Below are 19475 nucleotides of genomic sequence, written 5' to 3' on the forward strand. Positions count from 1 at the left end.
AATAAATAGAGTACATCGTTATTCTTGTTTTAAGACAACCACTGAATGAGGTGGTATAGAGCATTGAATTTCATCTTTTACCTTTAGAGGTTCGGCATCCGGAGGCAGCATTTGGTCTGTAACAGGCAGACTGTCTTTGGTATACCGGTAAACCTTGTAATTCCCATTGGTTTGCGCATGTTTGTTGATGAGGCTTATTGTTTTCTCCTGATCCATTCCGTTGGCAAAGACATACACCCATTTGCCGTTTGTGTTCCGGACGGCAGTTCCTGCATACCATTCCTCCGGTGTTGCTATCGGATAGATTTCAGCTCCCGGGCGTATGAAACGTGTCAACAGAGAATAGGCATAGTACTGCGGGCGTACCTCGTAATCACTTTTGATATCGTTGTAGTATGGTTCCGAAGCGTATGTCTTTTTTACATACTTCCATAAACCCAGTTGCTGCATTGCTCCGTAGTCTGCATCTTTACCGTAGTATTGGTCTATCAGGCTCCAATAACTAACACCGCTTGCTCCTGCATTGAGTAGATTGATGACTATGCGTGTCATGAGTACTCCTCGTTCATACAAGTCGATATCTTTTTGTCTGGTGGCACCTACGCATTGATTACCTCCGAATTCACCGATGAAATGGACTTTTCCAACTGAAGCGGCCAATTGAGAGTTTTGTTTTTCCCAATCCAGAATTGTGGAGTTCGGAGTTTCGTAGCCGAAGATATAGGTGTGGGAGTTGAATACGTCAGCAACGTTCGCCAGTCCTTTCGTGCAGGCTGCCAGATATTTATGCGTTCCTGTACCTCCGTCCGAATTGTCAGAAAGACTGAAATGTACTTTATGTCGTATTCCATCCTCTTTGAAACGTCTGTCGAGTACTTTACACATTTCAATATAGTCGGCGGTGGGAGCAGCTTTACCTTTGATGATATATGACCAATCTGGTTCGTTGATCGGAGTAATCTCTTTGATGCACGTGTATTTTTTGTTGTTGAGCAGGTGTTGTACAAGTGCAGAAAAGTTCTCGCTCCATTCTTCATAGTTAGTCGGGGCTACTACCCAGTTACCATAATTCCCTTCGGCCAGGAAATGTCCCGGAGGGGCTCCCCAAAGTACAAGGGTGACTTCCATTTTCTGTTCTTGTGCCATATCCAATACTTTGTAGAGTGATTGCATTTCTAAAGAGTCGAATGTGAAATTATGCCACTCGATTTTGGATGCGTCCGGATTGTCATTCTTTGGTTCATACCATTGTGGCATCACCATCACCCGTAAGCTTTGCAGTCCCATTTCTTTGACACGCTTCACAACGATGCGATCCCAGTCTTCAGCTTTGGCTCCATCATTGCGGGTCACATTTTGTGAGAGGAAGTGAGGATCTAGTTCTGCACCTATAGCACGGAGGTTTACACCGGTTTTCTTTCCTACAGAAAGTTTCTGTATGGCAGTTGTTGAACTTTGGTATTTGATTATCAGACTACTTTGCGGGTTATCCAGTGTCAGCGTGAAGCCGTTAGCCAGTTCTTTACCGGTTTTCTTTATAGCCTCTCCTGTATCTTTATTGGTGAGTATATAAGTGTGGTCAGGGTGTAGTCCTGATAAATTGACAGTATAGCTCTTGTCCGGATTGTCTTTGCGGCGGAAAGCTACGATGTATCCGCTGTCATCCGACGGGCGATAAAGTTGGTATACTAGCCAGATATTTTCTGAGGTAATGTTGTTTATTCCACTCAACGGATAGTAATCTTCATAGAAATAGGGACGGAGCTCTTTGAACTCTGCCTGGCGGTCGCGCATATCATAGATGGATTGTCCGGCTTCGGTTATTTTCCAGTTGTAGATAATAGAGGTTCCGAGGCTGGAACGGAAAGTGAATTTATCGGCACTCACAGTTCCTGTACCATGCAGGGGAAGGTATAAGTTCAATCCGTAGGTATGGCATTGATAACCGATTGGTTCTCCATAACTGTAGTCTGTTCTCCACATCGGTGCACTGCGTGAGATACTTTCGAGGTCGATACGGCGTCCGCCACTGGCACAATTATCAACCAGCAAGCCCGGAAAGCGGTTCAGCAGATATTCCCAGAAAGAATAAAGTCCTTCAATGTATCGGATTTCGCAGATACCTTGTCTGCCAGGTTCATCATTGGCAGCCCAGAAACCCTCCGGCTCTATATTGAAATCCTGGCGGTAGTAGTCTATGCCATTTTCCTCGAGGAAGTCTCCGATATATTTACTCATCCATCGACATGCCTCCGGATTTCCGAGATTAAATAGATAAGAGTCGTGCTCACCATCTTTTGTCCAGTCTTCCTGTTTGGCTTTTCCTCTGGCATCCAGCATCCATTGAGGGTGTTGCAGTGCCCAGGCTGATCCTTTCATAACACGCTCCGGTTCAAACCATACCATGAACTTGGAACCAACTCTATGTACTTCGTCGGCGATGGGGCGTAACCCTTCGGGGAAACGAATAGAGTCGACGGTCCAGTTTCCTACGGTGTTCGCCCAATTCTTATGATTGGCTACATCTGCCGAGTGATTGTACCATCCGGCATCCAGCCAGAATACTTCGGGTACTAATTTGAATTGTTCATACCGTTTCACCATAGCAATGGCATAATCTGTAGTCAGGCAGGTATATTCATTACAGGGAGTAGGATCACCGTAGTTGAAACTGGTCGATATTGGATATACGGTCGGTTTACCATCTACTTTCCAAGTGTGGTGGGCTTGCACGAAACGGCGGAACTGGTTGTGTCCTTTCATCCGGTCGGAACCGTTCCAGAATGACAGGCATACACTGGAAGTGCGGATGCTCTCTTCCGGATACAGATAGGTTTTCAAACGTTCAATTCCGGAGGTAAGCGCTACGCTTTGTTGGTCTGCACAGCACACATCGGCAAACCAGGTTCCTGTCCATCCGATGGCTACGATAACTCCTTGATTGGCCGGAGATTCAATATTGAAGAATGGCATACGCATTTGTGAAGAGCGTCCACCTTCCGGTCTCATATAAAGATTATCACCCGGAGACAAGATTGTAAGTTGCTGGCTGAAATCTGATTTGGATGCATGGCTGCCTTCGGAATGATGAAGGTTGAATGCTCCCGGATGCTGGTAGCGGAATGTGATATCAGACACTTTTACATTGGCAATCTCCGGCGTGTTTTTCTTTCCCTGGTTGGTGAAACGGAGTACCCATTCCACCGTATTGAAGTTGGTAAAGCCTTTCACTTCACATTCTACTTTTAATCCTCCGGATGGTTCACGATAAGTATAAAGGTATTTCAGAACCTTAGGATCGTCACTTTTCTGACGCGTAGCCGTATAAGACCAGCTTTTGATAAATTCCTGTGAAGGTTTACCTCCATATTCGAAAGAGAAAGGAGGGACCACACCGCGGGCAAAGTGGGTGGTTATCCATTGGCTGGTGTTTACCGGGCGGTCGCTCATGCGGGTTACCGTCTGTCCTGTTCCATTATGAGGGAACAGAAGCAGAATGAATAGATAATATAGTATTCTTTTTTTCATTCTTTATTCGGTTTTTCGTTGGTAACTTTATATTTTAGTAGTAAGGAACTATGTGGCTTTTCGAGGATCAGTGGCAATTGACTGGCCAGTTCTTTTCCCTGATAGATTTTGCTCTGTCGGCTATCCATGTCTGTCACTGTATAGTATTTTTCCGGATCCACTCCTGAAAGTCTGACGGTGATTTGTTTGTCTTTGGAGGTGGTTCTGCGGAAAGCAACGATAATACCACTGTCGTCCGACGGACGATGCATTTGATAGGCTAGCCAGATATCATCCCGTGTCATGTCTTCTGTACCCGTCAGTGGGTAATAATCTTCGTAATAGTAAGGTCTGATTTCGTGGAATTCTTTCAGACAACGTTGCATTTCGTAAACGGAGGCATTTTTATCGGTTATTTTCCAGTTATAAATCAAAGCTGTGCTGACGCTTGAGCGGAAAGAATACGGATCGGTCTGTAAACTACCTGTTCCATGTAAAGGCAGGAAGAAATTCAGGCCATACGTGTGACATTGGTAGCCGTCCGGATCGTCGTAATGATAATAATCACTCCTCCATAGTGGTGCGCTTCGGCCGATTGTTTCCCAGTCAATACGTCGTCCCCCACTGGCACAGTTGTCTATGAGCAGGTTGGGGAACCGGTTCAACAGATAATCCCAGAAGTTGTATAGTCCTTCGATGTGGCGTATCTCTTTCATTCCTGTACGTCCGGGCTCATCGTTGGCTGCCCAGTAGATATCCGGCTGCATATTGAAATCCTGACGGTAATAGTCTATGCCGTTTTCCTCGAGCATATCACCTATATATTTACTCATCCAGCGGCAGGCTTCCGGATTTCCCAGATCGAACAGTAGGTAGGTGTCATTGTTGTGTTCGGGAATGTCGAGCATCCAGTCGGGATGTTCTACCGCCCATTGGGTACCACGGATGACACGCTCGGGTTCGAACCAGACCATGAATTTAGCTCCTACTTTGTGTATTTCGTCGGCTACAGGACGAAGTCCTTTGGGGAAGCGCAATGTATCTACAGTCCAGTTACCGGCTGTGTTGGCCCAGGTCTTGCCATGTTCGAAGTCTGCAGCATCGGTGTTCCATCCGGCATCCAGCCAGAATACTTCGGGCTTCAATCCGAACTGTATGTAACGTTTCACCATGGCAATGGCATAATCGGCTGTCAGGCATGAGTATTCCGTACAAGGTGCGGGGTCCCGATAGTTGAATCCGCTGGAAAGAGGATATTCGGCAAATTTTCCGTTGATTTTCCGTGACTTGTGTGCCAGGACAAAACGGCGGAATTTATTGTGTCCTGCCATCCGGTCGATATTTTCCCAAAACATCAGACTGATACTTGGGGTACGAATTGTTTCTTGTGGACGTAAGTATAATTTCATGGTTTTCATTCCCGAAGCCATGGATATTGTACGATTATCTTGTGCGCATACATCTGCATACCAGGTGCCCGACCAGCCTACTCCTAATATGACTCCCTGTCCGGCAGGTGATTCAATGTTGAAGAAAGGAAGATAGTCCCCTTCTGAAGAGCGTCCTCCTTGTGGAGACATCTGTTTGGTTTCACCCGTTGCCAGAGTAACCGAACGTGGATGGAAATCATATTTGGAGATATGGTTTCCGTCTGCATAGTGTAACTTGAATTTTCCTTTAGAAGCGTATTGCATGGCAAGGTCCACCACTTTCACTTGTTCCAGAGTGGGAGAGTTGCTCGTACCTTTGTTGGTGAAGTTCAATACCCATTCGGCAGCCTGATAACTGGGATAGCCTTTTACGGTACATTCTACTTTCAGTCCGTTGGTAGGATTGTAGTAGGTAAAGAGATACTTTATCACATCCGCTTCTTCGGATTCTATCTTTTGCTGGGAATAGTCCCATTGGCGGATAAATTCTGCGGAAGGTTTCCCGTCACATATAAACGAGAACGGAGGTGTTTTTCCTTTAGCGAATTGTTTCTGAATCCATTTTTCGATTTCAGGAATGTGTTTGGAGATTTTAGCCGTCGTCTGACCCACGGCTATGATGCTCCACACACTCATAATCAGTAATGAGAACAGGAATTTCGATTCGATTTTCTTGAAATGTTTCATTAGAATATAGGTTTATGTGGTTTTTACTTTTCTCATTATTCCGATCAGATAGCACCATACAATGGCAAGTACTATAATTGCAGATAACTGACTGTGGAATGAATCAGTGATTACCCCTAAAATAGGCGGGAGGACGGCACCGCCGGATACACCGACGATAAGAAGTGCAGATACTTCGTTCGCTTTCTCGGGAACACGTTTCAAAGACAGAGAGAAGATGATGGAAAACAGATTGGCATATCCTATCCCGAAAACTGCTACACATCCGAGGATAAACCAGAGATTAGTGCTAATGGTCATCAGTATCAATCCTGCGAGAGCTATCCAGACGCTATAAATATAGAATTTGCTTTCTGAATATTTCATCAGTAGGAGACCACCCAAAAAGGCTCCTACAGTGCGGGCGAAGAAATACACACTATTTCCCATTCCTGCATCTGTCAGTGGTAGATCGCAACGTTCCATCAGGAATTTAGGGAAAGTCATATTGATACCTACGTCTACACCTACCAGCACGAGAATACCGATAAAGAAAGCAAGAATGTATTTGTCTTTGAATAATTCAAGAGTGACTTTGAAAGAAATGTTCTTCCGTTCCTGTTGTTTTTCTTGTATAGGCGTAAGCCATAGCCATATCAAAGCGAGCAGTGACAGTCCGGCATAAATGGGGAATATCATTTTCCATCCGAAAAAACTACCAGTCACCCAAGCTGCCAGGATAGGACCGAGGAATGAACTGACTGCTTTGACAAATTGCCCTAGGGTTAATGTACCTGTCAACTTATCGTTTGCAACGACATCCGTTACTAATGGATTGAGTGAAACTTGCAATAGAGTGTTACCGATACCTATCAAGGCAAATGCGATTAATATGGCGGTAAAGTCGTATGCAACGAGTGGAAGGCACATGGCTAATACATGGAATGCGAAGCTAAGTAGTACGGTTTTCTTGCGTCCGATGCGATTCATTAACATTCCGGTGGGAATAGAAAGCACCAGGAACCACAAGAAACAGGATAGAGAGATGAGATTAACCATCGTATCGGTGAGATGGCTGAAATCATTCTTCACATAGCTCGTGGTTATTCCGACAATGTCAACAAATCCCATAACGAAGAATCCGAACATGACGGAGAGCATTTTTACTATGGATATTTCTTTTTTCATTCGCGTACTTTTGATGATAAATTACTTGGTTGGTGGGTATATATACTTCTATTTTTGTACTAATACCCTGATTGATGAACGAGATAATTTAAGTTTTAGGTTATTCTCTTGCGTGTTGACCGTTTCTGTTGATTCTATCAGATTATCACCTTCCGGTAGGCGTCCTTCCATGTATTTGTAGACATTGTATTCTCCATTGGCACCTTCTTTATCATTTTCCAACTGTATCATCTTGTCTTTGTCTGTAGCGTTGGAAAGTACATACGTCCATTTTCCCTCTGTGTTGAGAAAAGCACTTCCGGCTATCAACTCGTCGCCGAGATCCAATGGATATACTTCGTCGCCCTGACGGACAAAACGTGTCAACAGACTATATGCATAGTACTGAGGACGTACCTCGTAGTCTTCCTTGATTTTGGCATATACATCAGGATCTTCGGTATAAGCGGATTTTAGATATTTCCATAAACCGAGTTGCTGCATTTCCGAATAGGAGGCATTGCGGTTATAATATTGATCGATCAGACTCCAGTAGCTTACTCCGCAAGCACCGGCATTCAGGTAGTTCAGAGCAACGCGGATTAGCTGTACCCCTCGCGTATATGTGTCTATACCATATTGGCGGGCGCTTCCGTATCCAGGGAAACCGAATTCTCCAACAAAATGTCTTTTACCTCCTGCAGAAGCTATATTTTGACGTTCCCAATTTACGAGAGTCGAATTAGGGGTGTTGTAGTCAAACTTGTATACATGAGAGTTATACAGGTCGGCTTCATCGTTTGTGAAAGCGGAAACACAGGCAGCGATATATCCGGGTGTACCATCTGTATTGTCAGAAAGGTTGAAGTGTACCTTACTACGTATTCCATCTGCTTTAAACTTGGCATCCAGTGCTTTCACCATGGGGGCGTAGGTGTCCTGCCAACCCATGGTTTCAAAATCACCTTGCCACATGATGCGGCCGTAACCTGGTATATGACTGTCAGGTTCATTGAATGGAGTAATTTGATTGATACAGGTATAATGCTTTTCTTCAATCAGGTATTTCACCATTGTGGAGAAGTTTTCTGCAAATTCTTCATAGTTGTCTATACCGGCAATCCAACCCGGATTAACGTTATAACTTCGTGCATCACACAAGAAATGCTTTTGACCATTGTTAATGCCTGATAGTAAGTCGATATTGGTAATGGCTCCCCATACGACTAATGTCACTCCGATATTATTCTCCTGGGCCAGATCCAATACTTTATATACAGACTGCATTTCTTCCGAATCAAAAGTGAATTTGCTCATATCCGCGACATTAGGATCGTTGTTGTCATTGGAGGGTTCCCACCATTGTGGCTGCATCATGATTCGGAATTGCTGTACTTTCATTTTCTTTACCCGTTGTACAACTATATTTTCCCAATCTTCAGCCTTTGAACCATCATTGCGGGTGATGTTTTGTGAGAAGAAGTGCGGATCCATCTCGACACCGATAGCATGAACCGGAGTTCCTGTTGAATTCCCTACTGCAACAGGATAATAGTTGCAAGCCGGACAATCGTCATATTTGTTATAATCATCCGAGCAGGCGGACATTCCCCAAAGTGTGCAAACAATGCTCAATAGAGTTTTACTGATATGTGTCATTTTCATTGCCATATTGATTAAATTTAGTAGGTTATTATTCAAAGCCTAATTCTGCCTCAATTGCCTGAATCAGAATGTGGATAACTTTGATGTGAATTTCTTGTATTCTGTCAGAATGTGCTGCTCGTGGGGCGCAGACTGCAATGTCTGCTAGTCGTGACAGTTCATTCTCTCCTTTTGAAGTCAGCGCTATCACTTTCATTCCATTGTTGTGTGCTTGTACGGCAGCTTTCAGTATGTTCTCGGAATGTCCGCTTGTGCTGATGGCCAATAATACATCTCCTTTACATCCCATAGCTTCTATATAGCGGGAGAAGATCTCGTTGAACGAAAAATCATTTCCCACACAGGTCATGTAAGCCGGGTCATTGATTGCAATTGCCGGTAGCGGGATGCGGTTGTTGCGGTAACGTCCGGTTAGTTCTTCTGCAAAGTGGGTGGCGTCACATAAGGAACCTCCATTACCGCAGCTGATAATCTTATTTCCGGCTTTTAATGCTTCAGCGCAGGTAGAGGCTGCCTGTGAAATTACCCCGACTGTTGTTGCTTCCTCAAGAAAACTCTCCAACGTTTGCCGAGCCTCTTCCAGTGTTGTTTCAATAAGCTCTTTCATAATAGTTAATCGGTTAAGTTCGCGGCTACAGAAAGAGCTGCATAATCTCCTATCTGCTCTCCCAAAGCGGCTGGTTTCACTTTACATACTTTGTTTGCACAGGATAATGCCTCCTGATCGATTATCTTTTGCATGATGGGTTCCATCATATTTTTATTCCGAGTATAGATGCCACCTATCACAATGACTTCCGGATTCAAGATGTCGATTACTATGGATAATCCTTTTCCCAGATAAATGGCAGACGTCTCATATATGCTTTGGGCTAATTTATCACCTTTGGCAGCTTCTTCAGCCACTTTTCGGGCAGTAAGCTGATCTAGTTCCTGTAAGGTACACCATTCAACTTTCTGTCCGGTCTGCAATTTCTCCATCACATACATTTTGGAGAGTTGAGCAATACCTCCACCGCTGGCAAATCCCTCAAAAGAGCCCTTTTTACCGTAACCTACCGGACCGAAATCCGACAGGCGGATGTGTCCCAGTTCTCCGGCATTGTCATTGGTGCCTGTATACAGTTTGCCATTTAATATTAATCCTGCTCCCAGTCCCGTACCGAATGTGAGAAAGACCATATTCTTAGTTCCTTTTCCTGCCCCGAACTTCCATTCGGCCAAAGCACAGGCATTGGCATCATTGTGTAGACTGCTTTTAATGCCCGTCTTTTTTTTCACCATTGCCACAATGGGGATGTTGTCCCATCCCGGTAGGTTAGGGGGAGACATCACAATGCCTGTTTCACTGTTGAGAGGACCTCCGCAACAGATTCCAATCGCTTTTGTGTTAGTAGGGGTTAGCTGGTGAAGGTTCATCATCTTTTCGGTTTCACAGAGAATTCTGGCTATTGTTTCGTCGACTGTGGTCGTATCAAATTTCTTTTTGTCGATGATATGTAGCTCGTCGTTTTCTTTGATACCGTAGATGATGGCGCATTTGGTGCCTCCTACGTCAATTCCTAACAAGTTCTCTTTCATAAATATTATTTTTTAGCGTATAATCCGATTTTTTGTAACAGCCGCTTGTATTCTTTCAGGTTGAAAGGTGCCTTGCCGTATAGGTAATGATTCATGAATTTCTGATTACCGATCTGGTATTGGATCAGATAGATTCCCTGACCGCTTTCTTCCGGTAGTGAGGCTATTCTGACCTTTTGATTGGCTGGAATACGGAAAGTGCTCTCATAGATTTTACGTCCCGAGGATGCATCTGTTACCGTTACATTACCACTTTGTACGTTGCGTGTGTCATTCGTTCCTATCAGTGGGTAATTTCCGCCTTCCGCATCATTGATTAGTACGCAAACATCCTGTTGAACATTCTTGATGAAATAATATGCCATCTTCTTTGAATTGTAGTAGTCAACAATCGCATCAGAGATCACCGGCCATCCATCCCGCAGGTTCCACCAGATAATACCAGTCTTGTCCTCAAACTTCTTTCCACGCCACATTTCTATAAAATATTTCATAGCTTCTGCCTGTACGGATTGAGAAGCGAATATAAAATCATCCAGTTTGGAGGGAACTTCACCAAAAAGTAAACGTACCTGATTAATCATAAGATTATTGCGATCGAATGTCTTTCCCCATTCTGGGAATCTACGAACAGATTTGGTAACCCATTCATCATTCCATTCATGATTTTTTGTCCAGGGATATACGGCATCTTTCGTCATCATTTTCTGGAGACTTTCTAAATTAGGGCAGCCGTGATAGCCGATTTCACTGACAAAGCAGCAGGTAGCATCCGTATAGAATTTGTCTTTGTAATATCCTCTGGGACCCCATAAATGGTTTTCCGGTAAATATTGGTCAGCACTTCCTCTTTCATATACCGCTTGGCTGTAGTAAGGAGAGCTAGGAAGATAAGGGCGGGTAGGATCAAACTCATAAATAACTGCCGGAAGGACCTTACGGCTCACTACATCCAGATTCGGATTAATATTAAATGGTTGCAAAGACCAGCGCAGTGCACAATCGTCTTCATTATTTCCTGACCATAAGACGAGTGATGGATGATTGCGTAATTTGCACACAACGGAAATGGCTTCTTTTTCCAATGCTTGTGTAAATGAGCTGCGTTGAGGATAGAAAGTGCATCCCATTGTAAAATCCTGCCATACCATAATGCCGTTTTCATCGCATAAATCAAAGAAATGATGATCTTCATACACGTTGCCACCCCAACAACGTATCATATTGCAGTTTAATTCTACAGCCATGCGGATAGATTCGTCTACGAAAGAATGATCCCGGCTATGGAGTGCATCCATGGGCACCCAATTGGTTCCGTGGATAAAAATAGGTTCTCCATTGACAATGAAACAGAACTTACCCGGATGATCCGGTGGGAGGTTGATGTCTGTAATCTCTAGTTGAATCGTGCGGAGACCTACCCGTTTATTATCTGTTGATAAAATAGTGCCGTCAGAATCTACTAACTCTACTTTTGCATCATATAAAGCCGGTTCTCCATATCCTTTTGGCCACCATAAATCAGCATTCTTGATTTCCATTATATATCGGAATGCTGGGGAAACGACAACAGAGCTTCCTTTATATATTTCTTTCCCATGGCGACTTAATGTATATACGGCTTTCACTTTGTCGAACTTTTCGAAAGGTAGTTTTACTTGTACATCAGTATATAAGCGTACATTTCTGGTAGCAGTGTCTACATTGGCGACCATATAGTGAACATCTGTGAGACGTGCCGAATTCAATACGCGTAATTCTACATCTCTCCACAAACCTGCACTGACTAATCGTGGCAGAATGTCCCATCCATAGGTGTGGGGAGCTTTTCTGATGAATACGGATTCTTCAGACGGGAAGTTTCCAATACTGAATGTCCCTAACAGATGTTTTTGTCCTTCGATAACAGATGAACGGAGTATCACTTGGAGTTGATTACTTTCTCCTGCTTTTATTTCCTTAGTTACATCAAAAGCATGTTCAATCATCATATTTTCTGCTTTGCCAATGTGCTTTCCATTCAGCCATATATCGGCCAGACAGTCTATTCCGGCAAAAAAGAGTTGATATTGTTGCCCTGATTTTAGTTGTGGCGCTACGAATGATTTGGAATAACACCATTGATAGCCTTCCCATTTGCGTAATTCATTTACATTACTGCCAATCATCGGATCTTTGATTAAGTTGGCAGCCATTAGGTCCAGTTCTACATTACCGGGGACTTGGGCTGGTAGATGCTTTACTTCAGCGAGTTGCATGTCCTTGGGCGAAGTTATAGGTTCTTCAGGTTGCATCCAATAAGAGAGTTCCCATGTTCCATTTAAGGAGATGGAATTACCGGAATCGGCAAAAACACCACTTGTACAAGTGAGAAATATCAAAAATAGTAGTGTACTGATTTTATTCATTGTTAATAGATTTAATTGATGGTGTGACAAAGTAACTAGTGCTGTATTTTTATAGTATTACATAACGGTCTCATTTTTACTTCTTTGTGTATATCTGTATTAAAACCTCCTTTCTTTTATTTCCATTAAAACGTGAGTTGATGTTCTCCTGACCCTAAATCTATCTTTCTACCATTACATTCTATTGTTGCATTCGTATTGACTGGGATCGTGACTTTGAGAATCACCTGTTCTTCTTTACGTTCCCATTCAGAACGGATGATTCCATTTACAGATTTATATTCGGCTTTTACCCAGTCAAGACCTTTTACGAAATGAGGTTGGATAAGAATATGTTTGAATCCGGGTTCCTGTTCATCATAATTAATGCCTGCCAATACATTGTACATCCATGCATTAATGTCTCCAAGAAACATGTGATTTACAGAGGCGTCTCTAAACTCCGGTGAAAGTATCCATGTTTCTGCCAGTGTAGTGAAACCTTGTTTTATCCAGTTACCCCAAGATGGAGCTTCTTCTTGTGTGGCCATCTGGTATGCTAAGTCAGCATATCCATATTTGGAAAGCATCCGCAGGACTGTTTTACTGCCTAAAACTCCAAAATCGAGCAGATTATTATTGGCTTTTATCATTGTAGAAAGATTATCTGCAACCTGCTGTTCGTATTCTTTAGGAACGATTCCAAGGTATAAGGCGACTCCTTGTGCCGCTTGCGATCCATTGGCATAAATAGCTTTGGATGTATCGAAGTATTTGTGATTGATAAGCAATTTCAATTCTTCTGCTTTCTTTGCATAACTACTGCCATCTTTTCCTATGAGCTCTGCAAATTTAGCCATATACAGATTGTCTAAATAATAATAACAGGTAGTGGTGAATTCTGTAGGGGTTTGTGTCTTATGGAATACCCAGTCACCAATTCCGTAAGTTACAGTTCCTTCCACATCTTCGCGTCCTGCAAGGTAATTAAGGTATTTAGTACATACAGGCCATAGTTTTTCGATGCTTCTTGTATCTCCATAATAGTGGTAAATTGCCATAGGTACGATAAACATGGCAGCATCCCATACAGGACCTATCCAGTCATCATAGCCCCATCCGGAACTCGGAATGATTCCCGATATACGTCCTTCTTCATTTTGATTATCAATCATATCATCCAGCCATTTTTCATAGAAAGTAATGCCATCGAAGTTTAATAATCCTAAATCCATTGTTATGTGTGCATCGGCAGTCCATCCATTTTTCTCTCGTTGGGGACAGTCAGTCGGGATACTCATCAGATTTGATAAGTATGATTGATTAGCAGCTTTCCATATTTTATTTAATAGTTCATTTGAACAACTGAATTTGCCAACAGGAGGAACAGCCGTATGTATGAATTGTGCGGTTAAGCTCTCTTTGGTAAGTTTCACAGGACGGTCTGAACGAACTTCTACATATTGAAATCCATGGTATGTAAAATCTGGAGTGAATGTACCTTGTTTTCCGTCCAATATATAAGTGTCTGTTTGAAAAGCGAGGCCAGGTAGTGGTTTGTAGTAAATATCTAAGTTGCGTATTTCCAAGCGTCCGTTATTTTTTAGCAATTCGCCGTGTTGCATACTGACTTTAGTGCCTTTCTCGCCATTAACAGAAAGAGTACAGACGCCTGACATATTAACTCCAAAATCGTATACATAGACTGTATCACCAAAAGAACGCATATTGATTGGAGTGATAAATTGTTCCGTTTCAATGGCAGGCATGTTTTGTGATACTAGTAGGGGAGAAGGGGCAGCTACCTGAATTGCATTTGTCCATTTAGAGTCATCAAAACCCGGTTTATTCCATCCGGCAATTGCAAGACGCGCATCATACGTATCGCCACTATAAATATTGTTTTGTATATAAGGACCGGTAGTCGCTTTCCAAGTAGAATCTGAGTGGATAGTTTGCTTTTCTCCATTTTTATATAATATCTCCATTTCGCAGATCATTCTTGAGCGGTTACGCCAGCGGGCTTGCTCATAGCTCCATGTTGCTACAGGAGCTGCTTCATTATAAAATCCGTTTCCAAGCACTGCAGATAGTACGTTTTCTCCTTTAAGCAGTAGGGGAGTTACATCGTATGTGTTATACAGATTTCTTTTATCATAATGAGTGAAACCCGGATTGAGATGTGAAGATGTTACTGATTCACCATTCAATGTCATTTTATAGTATGCAGCGGCACTTACATATAATCTTGCTTGCCGTATCTCATCTTGAGCGATAAATGACTTGCGCAACATGGGTGCTGGCATATAATCTTTATCATGATTATCAGTAATCCATGCTCCTGTCCAGTCACTTTGATTGAGTTGAGCTGTTTCAAAACTGGATATCGGAGAGGTAATCTTATGTCTCTTTGTTTTATCCCATGCTATTACTTGCCAATAATAACGAGTTCTGGATTTTAGTTTTTCTGGTCCTTGATAGATCGCATGAGGAGTATTAGAGTAAATTGTGTCAGATTGCCAGCTATTATCGGATGTTTTTCCCAAGTCTTGTTCCCGAGTGGCTATATATAGCTGATAACTGTCTTGAGAAAACTCTTTTCCATCTTTATTATTGGTTGTGTAATTCCAGGTAAAACGCGGGGCTGGTGAATCAATACCGAGCGGAGCGACTTGGTATTCACATCGCATATTTTCAATATCAATATTGTTGCTGTTACATGCCCATACTAGTAGTCCTAATAGAGCCAGCATGTATTTTTCATTTTTAGTTTGGAACTTCATAATCCTGTTTCTTTTTGTTAATAATCAAGGAGTGTTTTTCTCTTTTGTTACATCTGTTAATTTAATATCATTATTTATTTTCACTAAACCGGTTAAGTAATCAGGGAAAAAATATAAAATGACGATTAAGGTAATGAACACGGCAGGACAAGTGTTTCTACTTCTTTCTTGCCATTGGAATTTTCAAGGCGATACTTAATATCGCCAAGTAGAATCCTTACTGCATTTTTCCCAATCTCTTCTATTGGCATCCTTGCAATGTTCATATTGGGGGCTAAGACACGGAATGCGGATACTCCATGAATACAAGCTAGTTCATATCCATTATTTATATTGATTCCTTTTTCATAAAAGTAGCGGAATGCTTCCAAAGCTAGAATGTGTGTTGTGAAAAAGAAACCATCTACATCAGGTACTTTGCCGAAGATCTGATCCAGTGCCTTGAAAACATTCTCTTCATAATCCACAAAAGTCACTTCTCCGTATAAATCAGGATCAACGGGTAGATTGGCCTCGATTAAAGCTCTGGCATATCCTTCTCGCCTCATATTCATTGTGCGGAGATGGGGATTAGTCGTGATAATAGCTATCTTGGATGCTCCATTGTCAATCATTCTTTTAACCAGTTCGTAGCTGCTTCCTTCGTTGTCAATAATGATATAGTTTGTCTGCATTTCGGGAAAGTAGCGGTCGAATAAGACTAGAGGATAGCCTTCTTTGACTAGATTCTGTATTTCAATTTTGGAAACTTTTGTGGGGGCTACTATAATCCCGTCCACTTGTTTCGCTTTGAACAATCGAATCATCCTGTTTTCTCTTTCTATTTCTGATTCGGAACTACAAATCATTAATGAATAGCCTTGTGCTTCTGCTTCCATTTCTATAGAACGGGCAACTTTGGAATAGAAGGAGTCTGTAATGTCTGGTATAATTAGTCCGATAGTGCCTGATATGCCTGTATTCAGACTTCTGGCCAATAAGTTTGGTTGGTAATTCAGTTGCTTGGCACATTGAAAGACTTTTTCCTGTGTAGCGAGACTAATGCCTTTTTCATCCCCTTTACCAGAAAGTACCCAAGAGACTGTAGTCTTGGATAATTTTAAGGTTTCTGCTATGTCTTTAAGGGATGTTTTCATAAATAGTATTTGTTTAATCGGTTAAGTGACGGCAAATATATAAAAAAATATCTCATTATATAATATTTGATATATATTTAACTAATAATTGCAATATGATAGGATAATTTGCAGTTTAAAAATAACATGGAAATAAGGCGTAAACCAAAGAAAGTAACTATATTTGTATCATTCAAACGAAAGATATATGAAAGTAAAGAAAATTAGTGCGGCTAACGTGGAGGCTTGTTCGCTTCCTAAATTATTCGATGAAGAGAAAATAGATTTTCAGCCGATCCAGTGTGTCAATTGGGCTGAATATCCTTACAAACCTAAAGTGAATTTTCGAATTGCTCACACACAGAACTCAATTTTACTACATTTTAAAGTGAAAGAGGAGAGTGTGCGTGCCAAGTACGGGGAGGATAATGGTTCTGTATGGACTGACTCCTGCGTGGAATTCTTTTCTATACCAGCAGGTGACGGGATCTATTATAATATAGAATGCAATTGCATCGGAACGATCTTGGTGGGTGCAGGTCCTGTCCGTAACAACCGGGAACATGCACCGAAAGAAGTGACTGCTCTTGTACAACGCTGGTCTAGTTTGGGTAATCAGCCTTTTGCAGAACGTATCGGTGAAACGGATTGGGAAGTGGCTCTTATTATTCCGTATTCTGTGTTCTTTAAGCATCAGATCGATTCGCTTGATGAAAAGGAGATAAAAGCTAATTTCTATAAGTGTGGAGATGAATTGCAGACTCCTCATTTCCTTTCATGGAATCCGATAGAGATTCAACAGCCGGATTTTCACCGTCCTGATTTCTTCGGTACTTTGGAATTTGAATAATGAATTGAATCTCTGGATTGAAAGATAAATCACCAGAGCATCATCTACCTATAAAAGCGTCATCCATCTATAAATAAGAAGGGTGACGCTTTTCTTTGAGCATCACCCTTTCTTTATAGTAAGTTCTTTTGTCTATTTCACAATCCCTCTTTCCGAGCTCTTTACGAAATTTACAATGTTCTCGATCTCTTCACTCATAGGAACCTGATCGACAATCTTTTGTACAGCATCCTGAACACTGAAATTACCCTGATAAATCAAACGGTATGCATTGGCGATGTGGCGGAGGATTCTTTCTGATGTATTGTGATGTTGGGAAAGAACTACAGCGTTCACACCGTGATATGCTACAGGATTTCCGGACATAATAACATAGGGAGGTACATCCTTGGATATACGGCACCCACTTTGTACCAGTGTCCAGCTACCTATGTGACAATATTGGTGCAGGGTTACATTACCGCTTAGAATAACGCAGTCATCTAACGTACATTCTCCTGCGATGGTAGTACCTATACCTACTACACAGTTATTGCTGATTTGTACATCATGGCAGAGATGTACTTTATCCATCAGGTAGTTTCCGTTTCCAATTTTGGTAGCATTACCGGCAAACGTAGCGCGGCTGATTACTACATTCTCACGAATATCGTTGTTGTCACCGATAATCAGGCTACTGTCTTCTCCTGTATAGTGGAAATCTTGCGGTTCCGCTCCCAAAACAGCGTTCTGATGTACCTTGTTTCCTTTTCCCATTCTAGTACCTTTCAGGATACTGGCGTAGGACATGATGACACAGTCATCTCCGATTTCCACATTCTTTTCAATGTAGGCAAAAGGCTGGACTGTTACGTTCTTGCCTAACTTTGCTTCAGGGTCTACATAAGCTAACGGACTAATCATAATAGTATATGTTTAAAGTTATTCTTCTCTTCCACCACCCAATGCCTGGTAAAGGCTTACTACGGCCTGCATCTGATCAAAGCAATCGGAAACCTGAGAGATTTGTGCACTCAGGTAAGACTGTTGTGCTGACAGTACTTCCAGATAGGTTGAGGTCCCTAAGTTAAACAATTCTTTTGTATCTTCCGAAGCTTTCTTTGCAGATTCTACCTGCATTTGGCGTGATTCTACTTTTTCACTGGTCTTTTGGTATAAACTTAACGCATTGCTGACCTCACTTCCGGCATTCAGAAGTGTTTGTTGGAAGGATAGTTTAGCTTGTTCCTCCTGTGCTTTCGCTGCTTTCAGCCGGGCAATGTTCTGTCCCCGGTAGAATAGAGGCTGCGTAAGTGAACCAATGGCGGAAGCCAACAGCTTTCCCGGATTGATAATTGCGCTACCGGCACTGTTGGTCCATCCGGCAGAGCCGCTAAGCGTGATTTGCGGATAGAATGCGGCACGTGCCGAATTAGTATTGTAATAGCAGCTTGCCAATGACATTTCAGCAGCTTTTACGTCCGGACGGTTGGATAGCAACTGGATAGGTACACCTGCGGAAAGTTCCGTCGGAAGTACTTGTGCCTCCAATACGCCACGTTTGATGGCGTGCGGAGCTTCGCCCAAGAAAGTAGACAGGGCATTTTCCGTCTCACGTATGCTTTGTTCAATGTCCGGAATAGTGGCAAGTACCTGCGCGTAAGCAGCCTTGCTCTGTTCTACACCGGCCGAATTGATATTGTACATAGCAGAGTTTTTCATCGCTTCCATTGTTTCGGCATTCTGTTTCAGAATTTCAGCTGTGGCTTTGGTTATTTCCAGCTGGCGGTCTAACATCATTAATGTATAATACATATTGGCGATGTTGGAGACAACCTGTGTCTGCACAGCCTGACGGTAAGCTTTCACTTGCTTCAGAGTAACTTGTGCATTTCGTTTGGAGTTGAGCAACTGACCGAACAAGTCGATCTGCCAGCTAGCTGTAACGGGCAATGAGTACGTTTTTGTTGCTGCGTTTTTATCAAAACTACTGATTGTTCCTTGCGGTGATAACCCCAGTGACGGAGCATAAGCCAGACGTGCAGACATCAGGGATGCTTCTGCTGCTTTCACATTCTGAGCGGCCGACAAGAGGTCAGTGTTTTGTTTCAGTCCCGCTTCGATGAGAGACTGGAGTTGCGGGTCGGTGAAGACTTCTCTCCACGGCAGATTACCGAAGTTGGCTGTATCCGAAACCAGTGTATCATTATTCGCTACCGGATCGCGATACAGGCCGGAAGTGGTGATATCTTCGGGTCTGTCATACGACTTATAGATGTGGCAGCTGCTCAAGAGAGCAGTTGCACACAACATATATAGAATCTGTTTCTTCATATCGAATTTCA

General features: G+C 42.5%; 12 protein-coding genes. 1 reads left to right on the forward strand and 11 read right to left on the reverse strand.

Annotated elements, in window-relative coordinates; translation table 11 throughout:
* Positions 1–18: 18 nt before the first annotated feature.
* The 9 genes from AAHJ11_RS20070 to AAHJ11_RS20110 form a co-directional block, all read right to left on the reverse strand.
* The gene (locus AAHJ11_RS20070) at positions 19–3528 is read right to left on the reverse strand and encodes an alpha-galactosidase (RefSeq protein ID WP_148365485.1); all 3510 of its coding nucleotides are present in this window, start codon (positions 3526–3528) and stop codon (positions 19–21) included.
* On the reverse strand, positions 3525–5624 hold the full coding sequence (locus AAHJ11_RS20075) for a glycoside hydrolase family 36 protein (protein ID WP_148365486.1): 2100 nt from the start codon (positions 5622–5624) through the stop codon (positions 3525–3527). The genes AAHJ11_RS20070 and AAHJ11_RS20075 overlap by 4 nt, the downstream gene beginning before the upstream one ends.
* A gap of 12 nt (positions 5625–5636) precedes the next feature.
* Positions 5637–6791, reverse strand: coding sequence for an MFS transporter (locus tag AAHJ11_RS20080; RefSeq protein ID WP_148365487.1), 1155 nt, complete (start codon positions 6789–6791; stop codon positions 5637–5639).
* Between the two features lie 48 nt (positions 6792–6839).
* Entirely contained in the window at positions 6840–8441 is a 1602-nt protein-coding gene (locus AAHJ11_RS20085; protein ID WP_148365488.1) for a hypothetical protein, read from the reverse strand.
* 22 nt (positions 8442–8463) lie between these two features.
* Positions 8464–9042, reverse strand: coding sequence for an SIS domain-containing protein (locus AAHJ11_RS20090; RefSeq protein WP_148365489.1), 579 nt, complete (start codon positions 9040–9042; stop codon positions 8464–8466).
* A gap of 5 nt (positions 9043–9047) precedes the next feature.
* The gene (locus AAHJ11_RS20095; protein WP_148365490.1) at positions 9048–10016 is read right to left on the reverse strand and encodes an ROK family protein; all 969 of its coding nucleotides are present in this window, start codon (positions 10014–10016) and stop codon (positions 9048–9050) included.
* Between the two features lie 5 nt (positions 10017–10021).
* A complete protein-coding gene (locus tag AAHJ11_RS20100; RefSeq protein ID WP_148365491.1) occupies positions 10022–12424 on the reverse strand; it encodes a glycoside hydrolase family 2 protein in 2403 nt (800 codons plus the stop codon).
* A 125-nt stretch (positions 12425–12549) separates the two neighbouring features.
* Positions 12550–15186 carry a family 78 glycoside hydrolase catalytic domain gene (locus tag AAHJ11_RS20105; protein WP_148365492.1) on the reverse strand — a complete coding sequence of 879 codons (2637 nt, stop codon included), beginning with the start codon at positions 15184–15186 and terminating at the stop codon, positions 12550–12552.
* Positions 15187–15311: 125 nt separating this feature from the next.
* Positions 15312–16322: a LacI family DNA-binding transcriptional regulator gene (locus AAHJ11_RS20110; protein WP_148365493.1), complete on the reverse strand. Its 1011-nt coding sequence runs from the start codon at positions 16320–16322 to the stop codon at positions 15312–15314.
* 187 nt (positions 16323–16509) lie between these two features.
* Here AAHJ11_RS20110 and AAHJ11_RS20115 point away from each other — a divergent pair, with 187 nt between their 5' ends.
* Positions 16510–17151, forward strand: a complete 642-nt coding sequence (locus AAHJ11_RS20115) for a carbohydrate-binding family 9-like protein (RefSeq protein ID WP_148365494.1) — start codon at positions 16510–16512, stop codon at positions 17149–17151.
* Positions 17152–17283: 132 nt separating this feature from the next.
* Here the strand turns inward: AAHJ11_RS20115 and lpxA are convergent, their stop codons facing one another.
* Entirely contained in the window at positions 17284–18054 is a 771-nt protein-coding gene (gene lpxA, locus AAHJ11_RS20120; RefSeq protein WP_148365495.1) for an acyl-ACP--UDP-N-acetylglucosamine O-acyltransferase, read from the reverse strand.
* A gap of 18 nt (positions 18055–18072) precedes the next feature.
* Positions 18073–19464 (reverse strand): efflux transporter outer membrane subunit, encoded by a 1392-nt coding sequence (locus AAHJ11_RS20125; RefSeq protein ID WP_148365496.1) that lies wholly within the window; start codon positions 19462–19464, stop codon positions 18073–18075.
* Positions 19465–19475 lie beyond the last annotated feature (11 nt).

This window comes from Bacteroides sp. 90-K9/2 (genome assembly GCF_047310725.1).
Lineage (GTDB): Bacteria > Bacteroidota > Bacteroidia > Bacteroidales > Bacteroidaceae > Bacteroides > Bacteroides vicugnae.

Bases quoted from the DNA above. Each gene is read 5' to 3' on its own strand.
- AAHJ11_RS20075 (WP_148365486.1), bottom strand. From the start codon at position 5,624: ATGAAACATTTCAAGAAAATCGAATCGAAATTCCTGTTCTCATTACTG.
- AAHJ11_RS20070 (WP_148365485.1), bottom strand. From the start codon at position 3,528: ATGAAAAAAAGAATACTATATTATCTATTCATTCTGCTTCTGTTCCCT.
- AAHJ11_RS20095 (WP_148365490.1), bottom strand. From the start codon at position 10,016: ATGAAAGAGAACTTGTTAGGAATTGACGTAGGAGGCACCAAATGCGCC.
- AAHJ11_RS20125 (WP_148365496.1), bottom strand. From the start codon at position 19,464: ATGAAGAAACAGATTCTATATATGTTGTGTGCAACTGCTCTCTTGAGC.
- AAHJ11_RS20085 (WP_148365488.1), bottom strand. From the start codon at position 8,441: ATGGCAATGAAAATGACACATATCAGTAAAACTCTATTGAGCATTGTT.
- AAHJ11_RS20080 (WP_148365487.1), bottom strand. From the start codon at position 6,791: ATGAAAAAAGAAATATCCATAGTAAAAATGCTCTCCGTCATGTTCGGA.
- AAHJ11_RS20100 (WP_148365491.1), bottom strand. From the start codon at position 12,424: ATGAATAAAATCAGTACACTACTATTTTTGATATTTCTCACTTGTACA.
- AAHJ11_RS20105 (WP_148365492.1), bottom strand. From the start codon at position 15,186: ATGAAGTTCCAAACTAAAAATGAAAAATACATGCTGGCTCTATTAGGA.
- AAHJ11_RS20110 (WP_148365493.1), bottom strand. From the start codon at position 16,322: ATGAAAACATCCCTTAAAGACATAGCAGAAACCTTAAAATTATCCAAG.
- AAHJ11_RS20090 (WP_148365489.1), bottom strand. From the start codon at position 9,042: ATGAAAGAGCTTATTGAAACAACACTGGAAGAGGCTCGGCAAACGTTG.
- AAHJ11_RS20115 (WP_148365494.1), top strand. From the start codon at position 16,510: ATGAAAGTAAAGAAAATTAGTGCGGCTAACGTGGAGGCTTGTTCGCTT.
- lpxA (WP_148365495.1), bottom strand. From the start codon at position 18,054: ATGATTAGTCCGTTAGCTTATGTAGACCCTGAAGCAAAGTTAGGCAAG.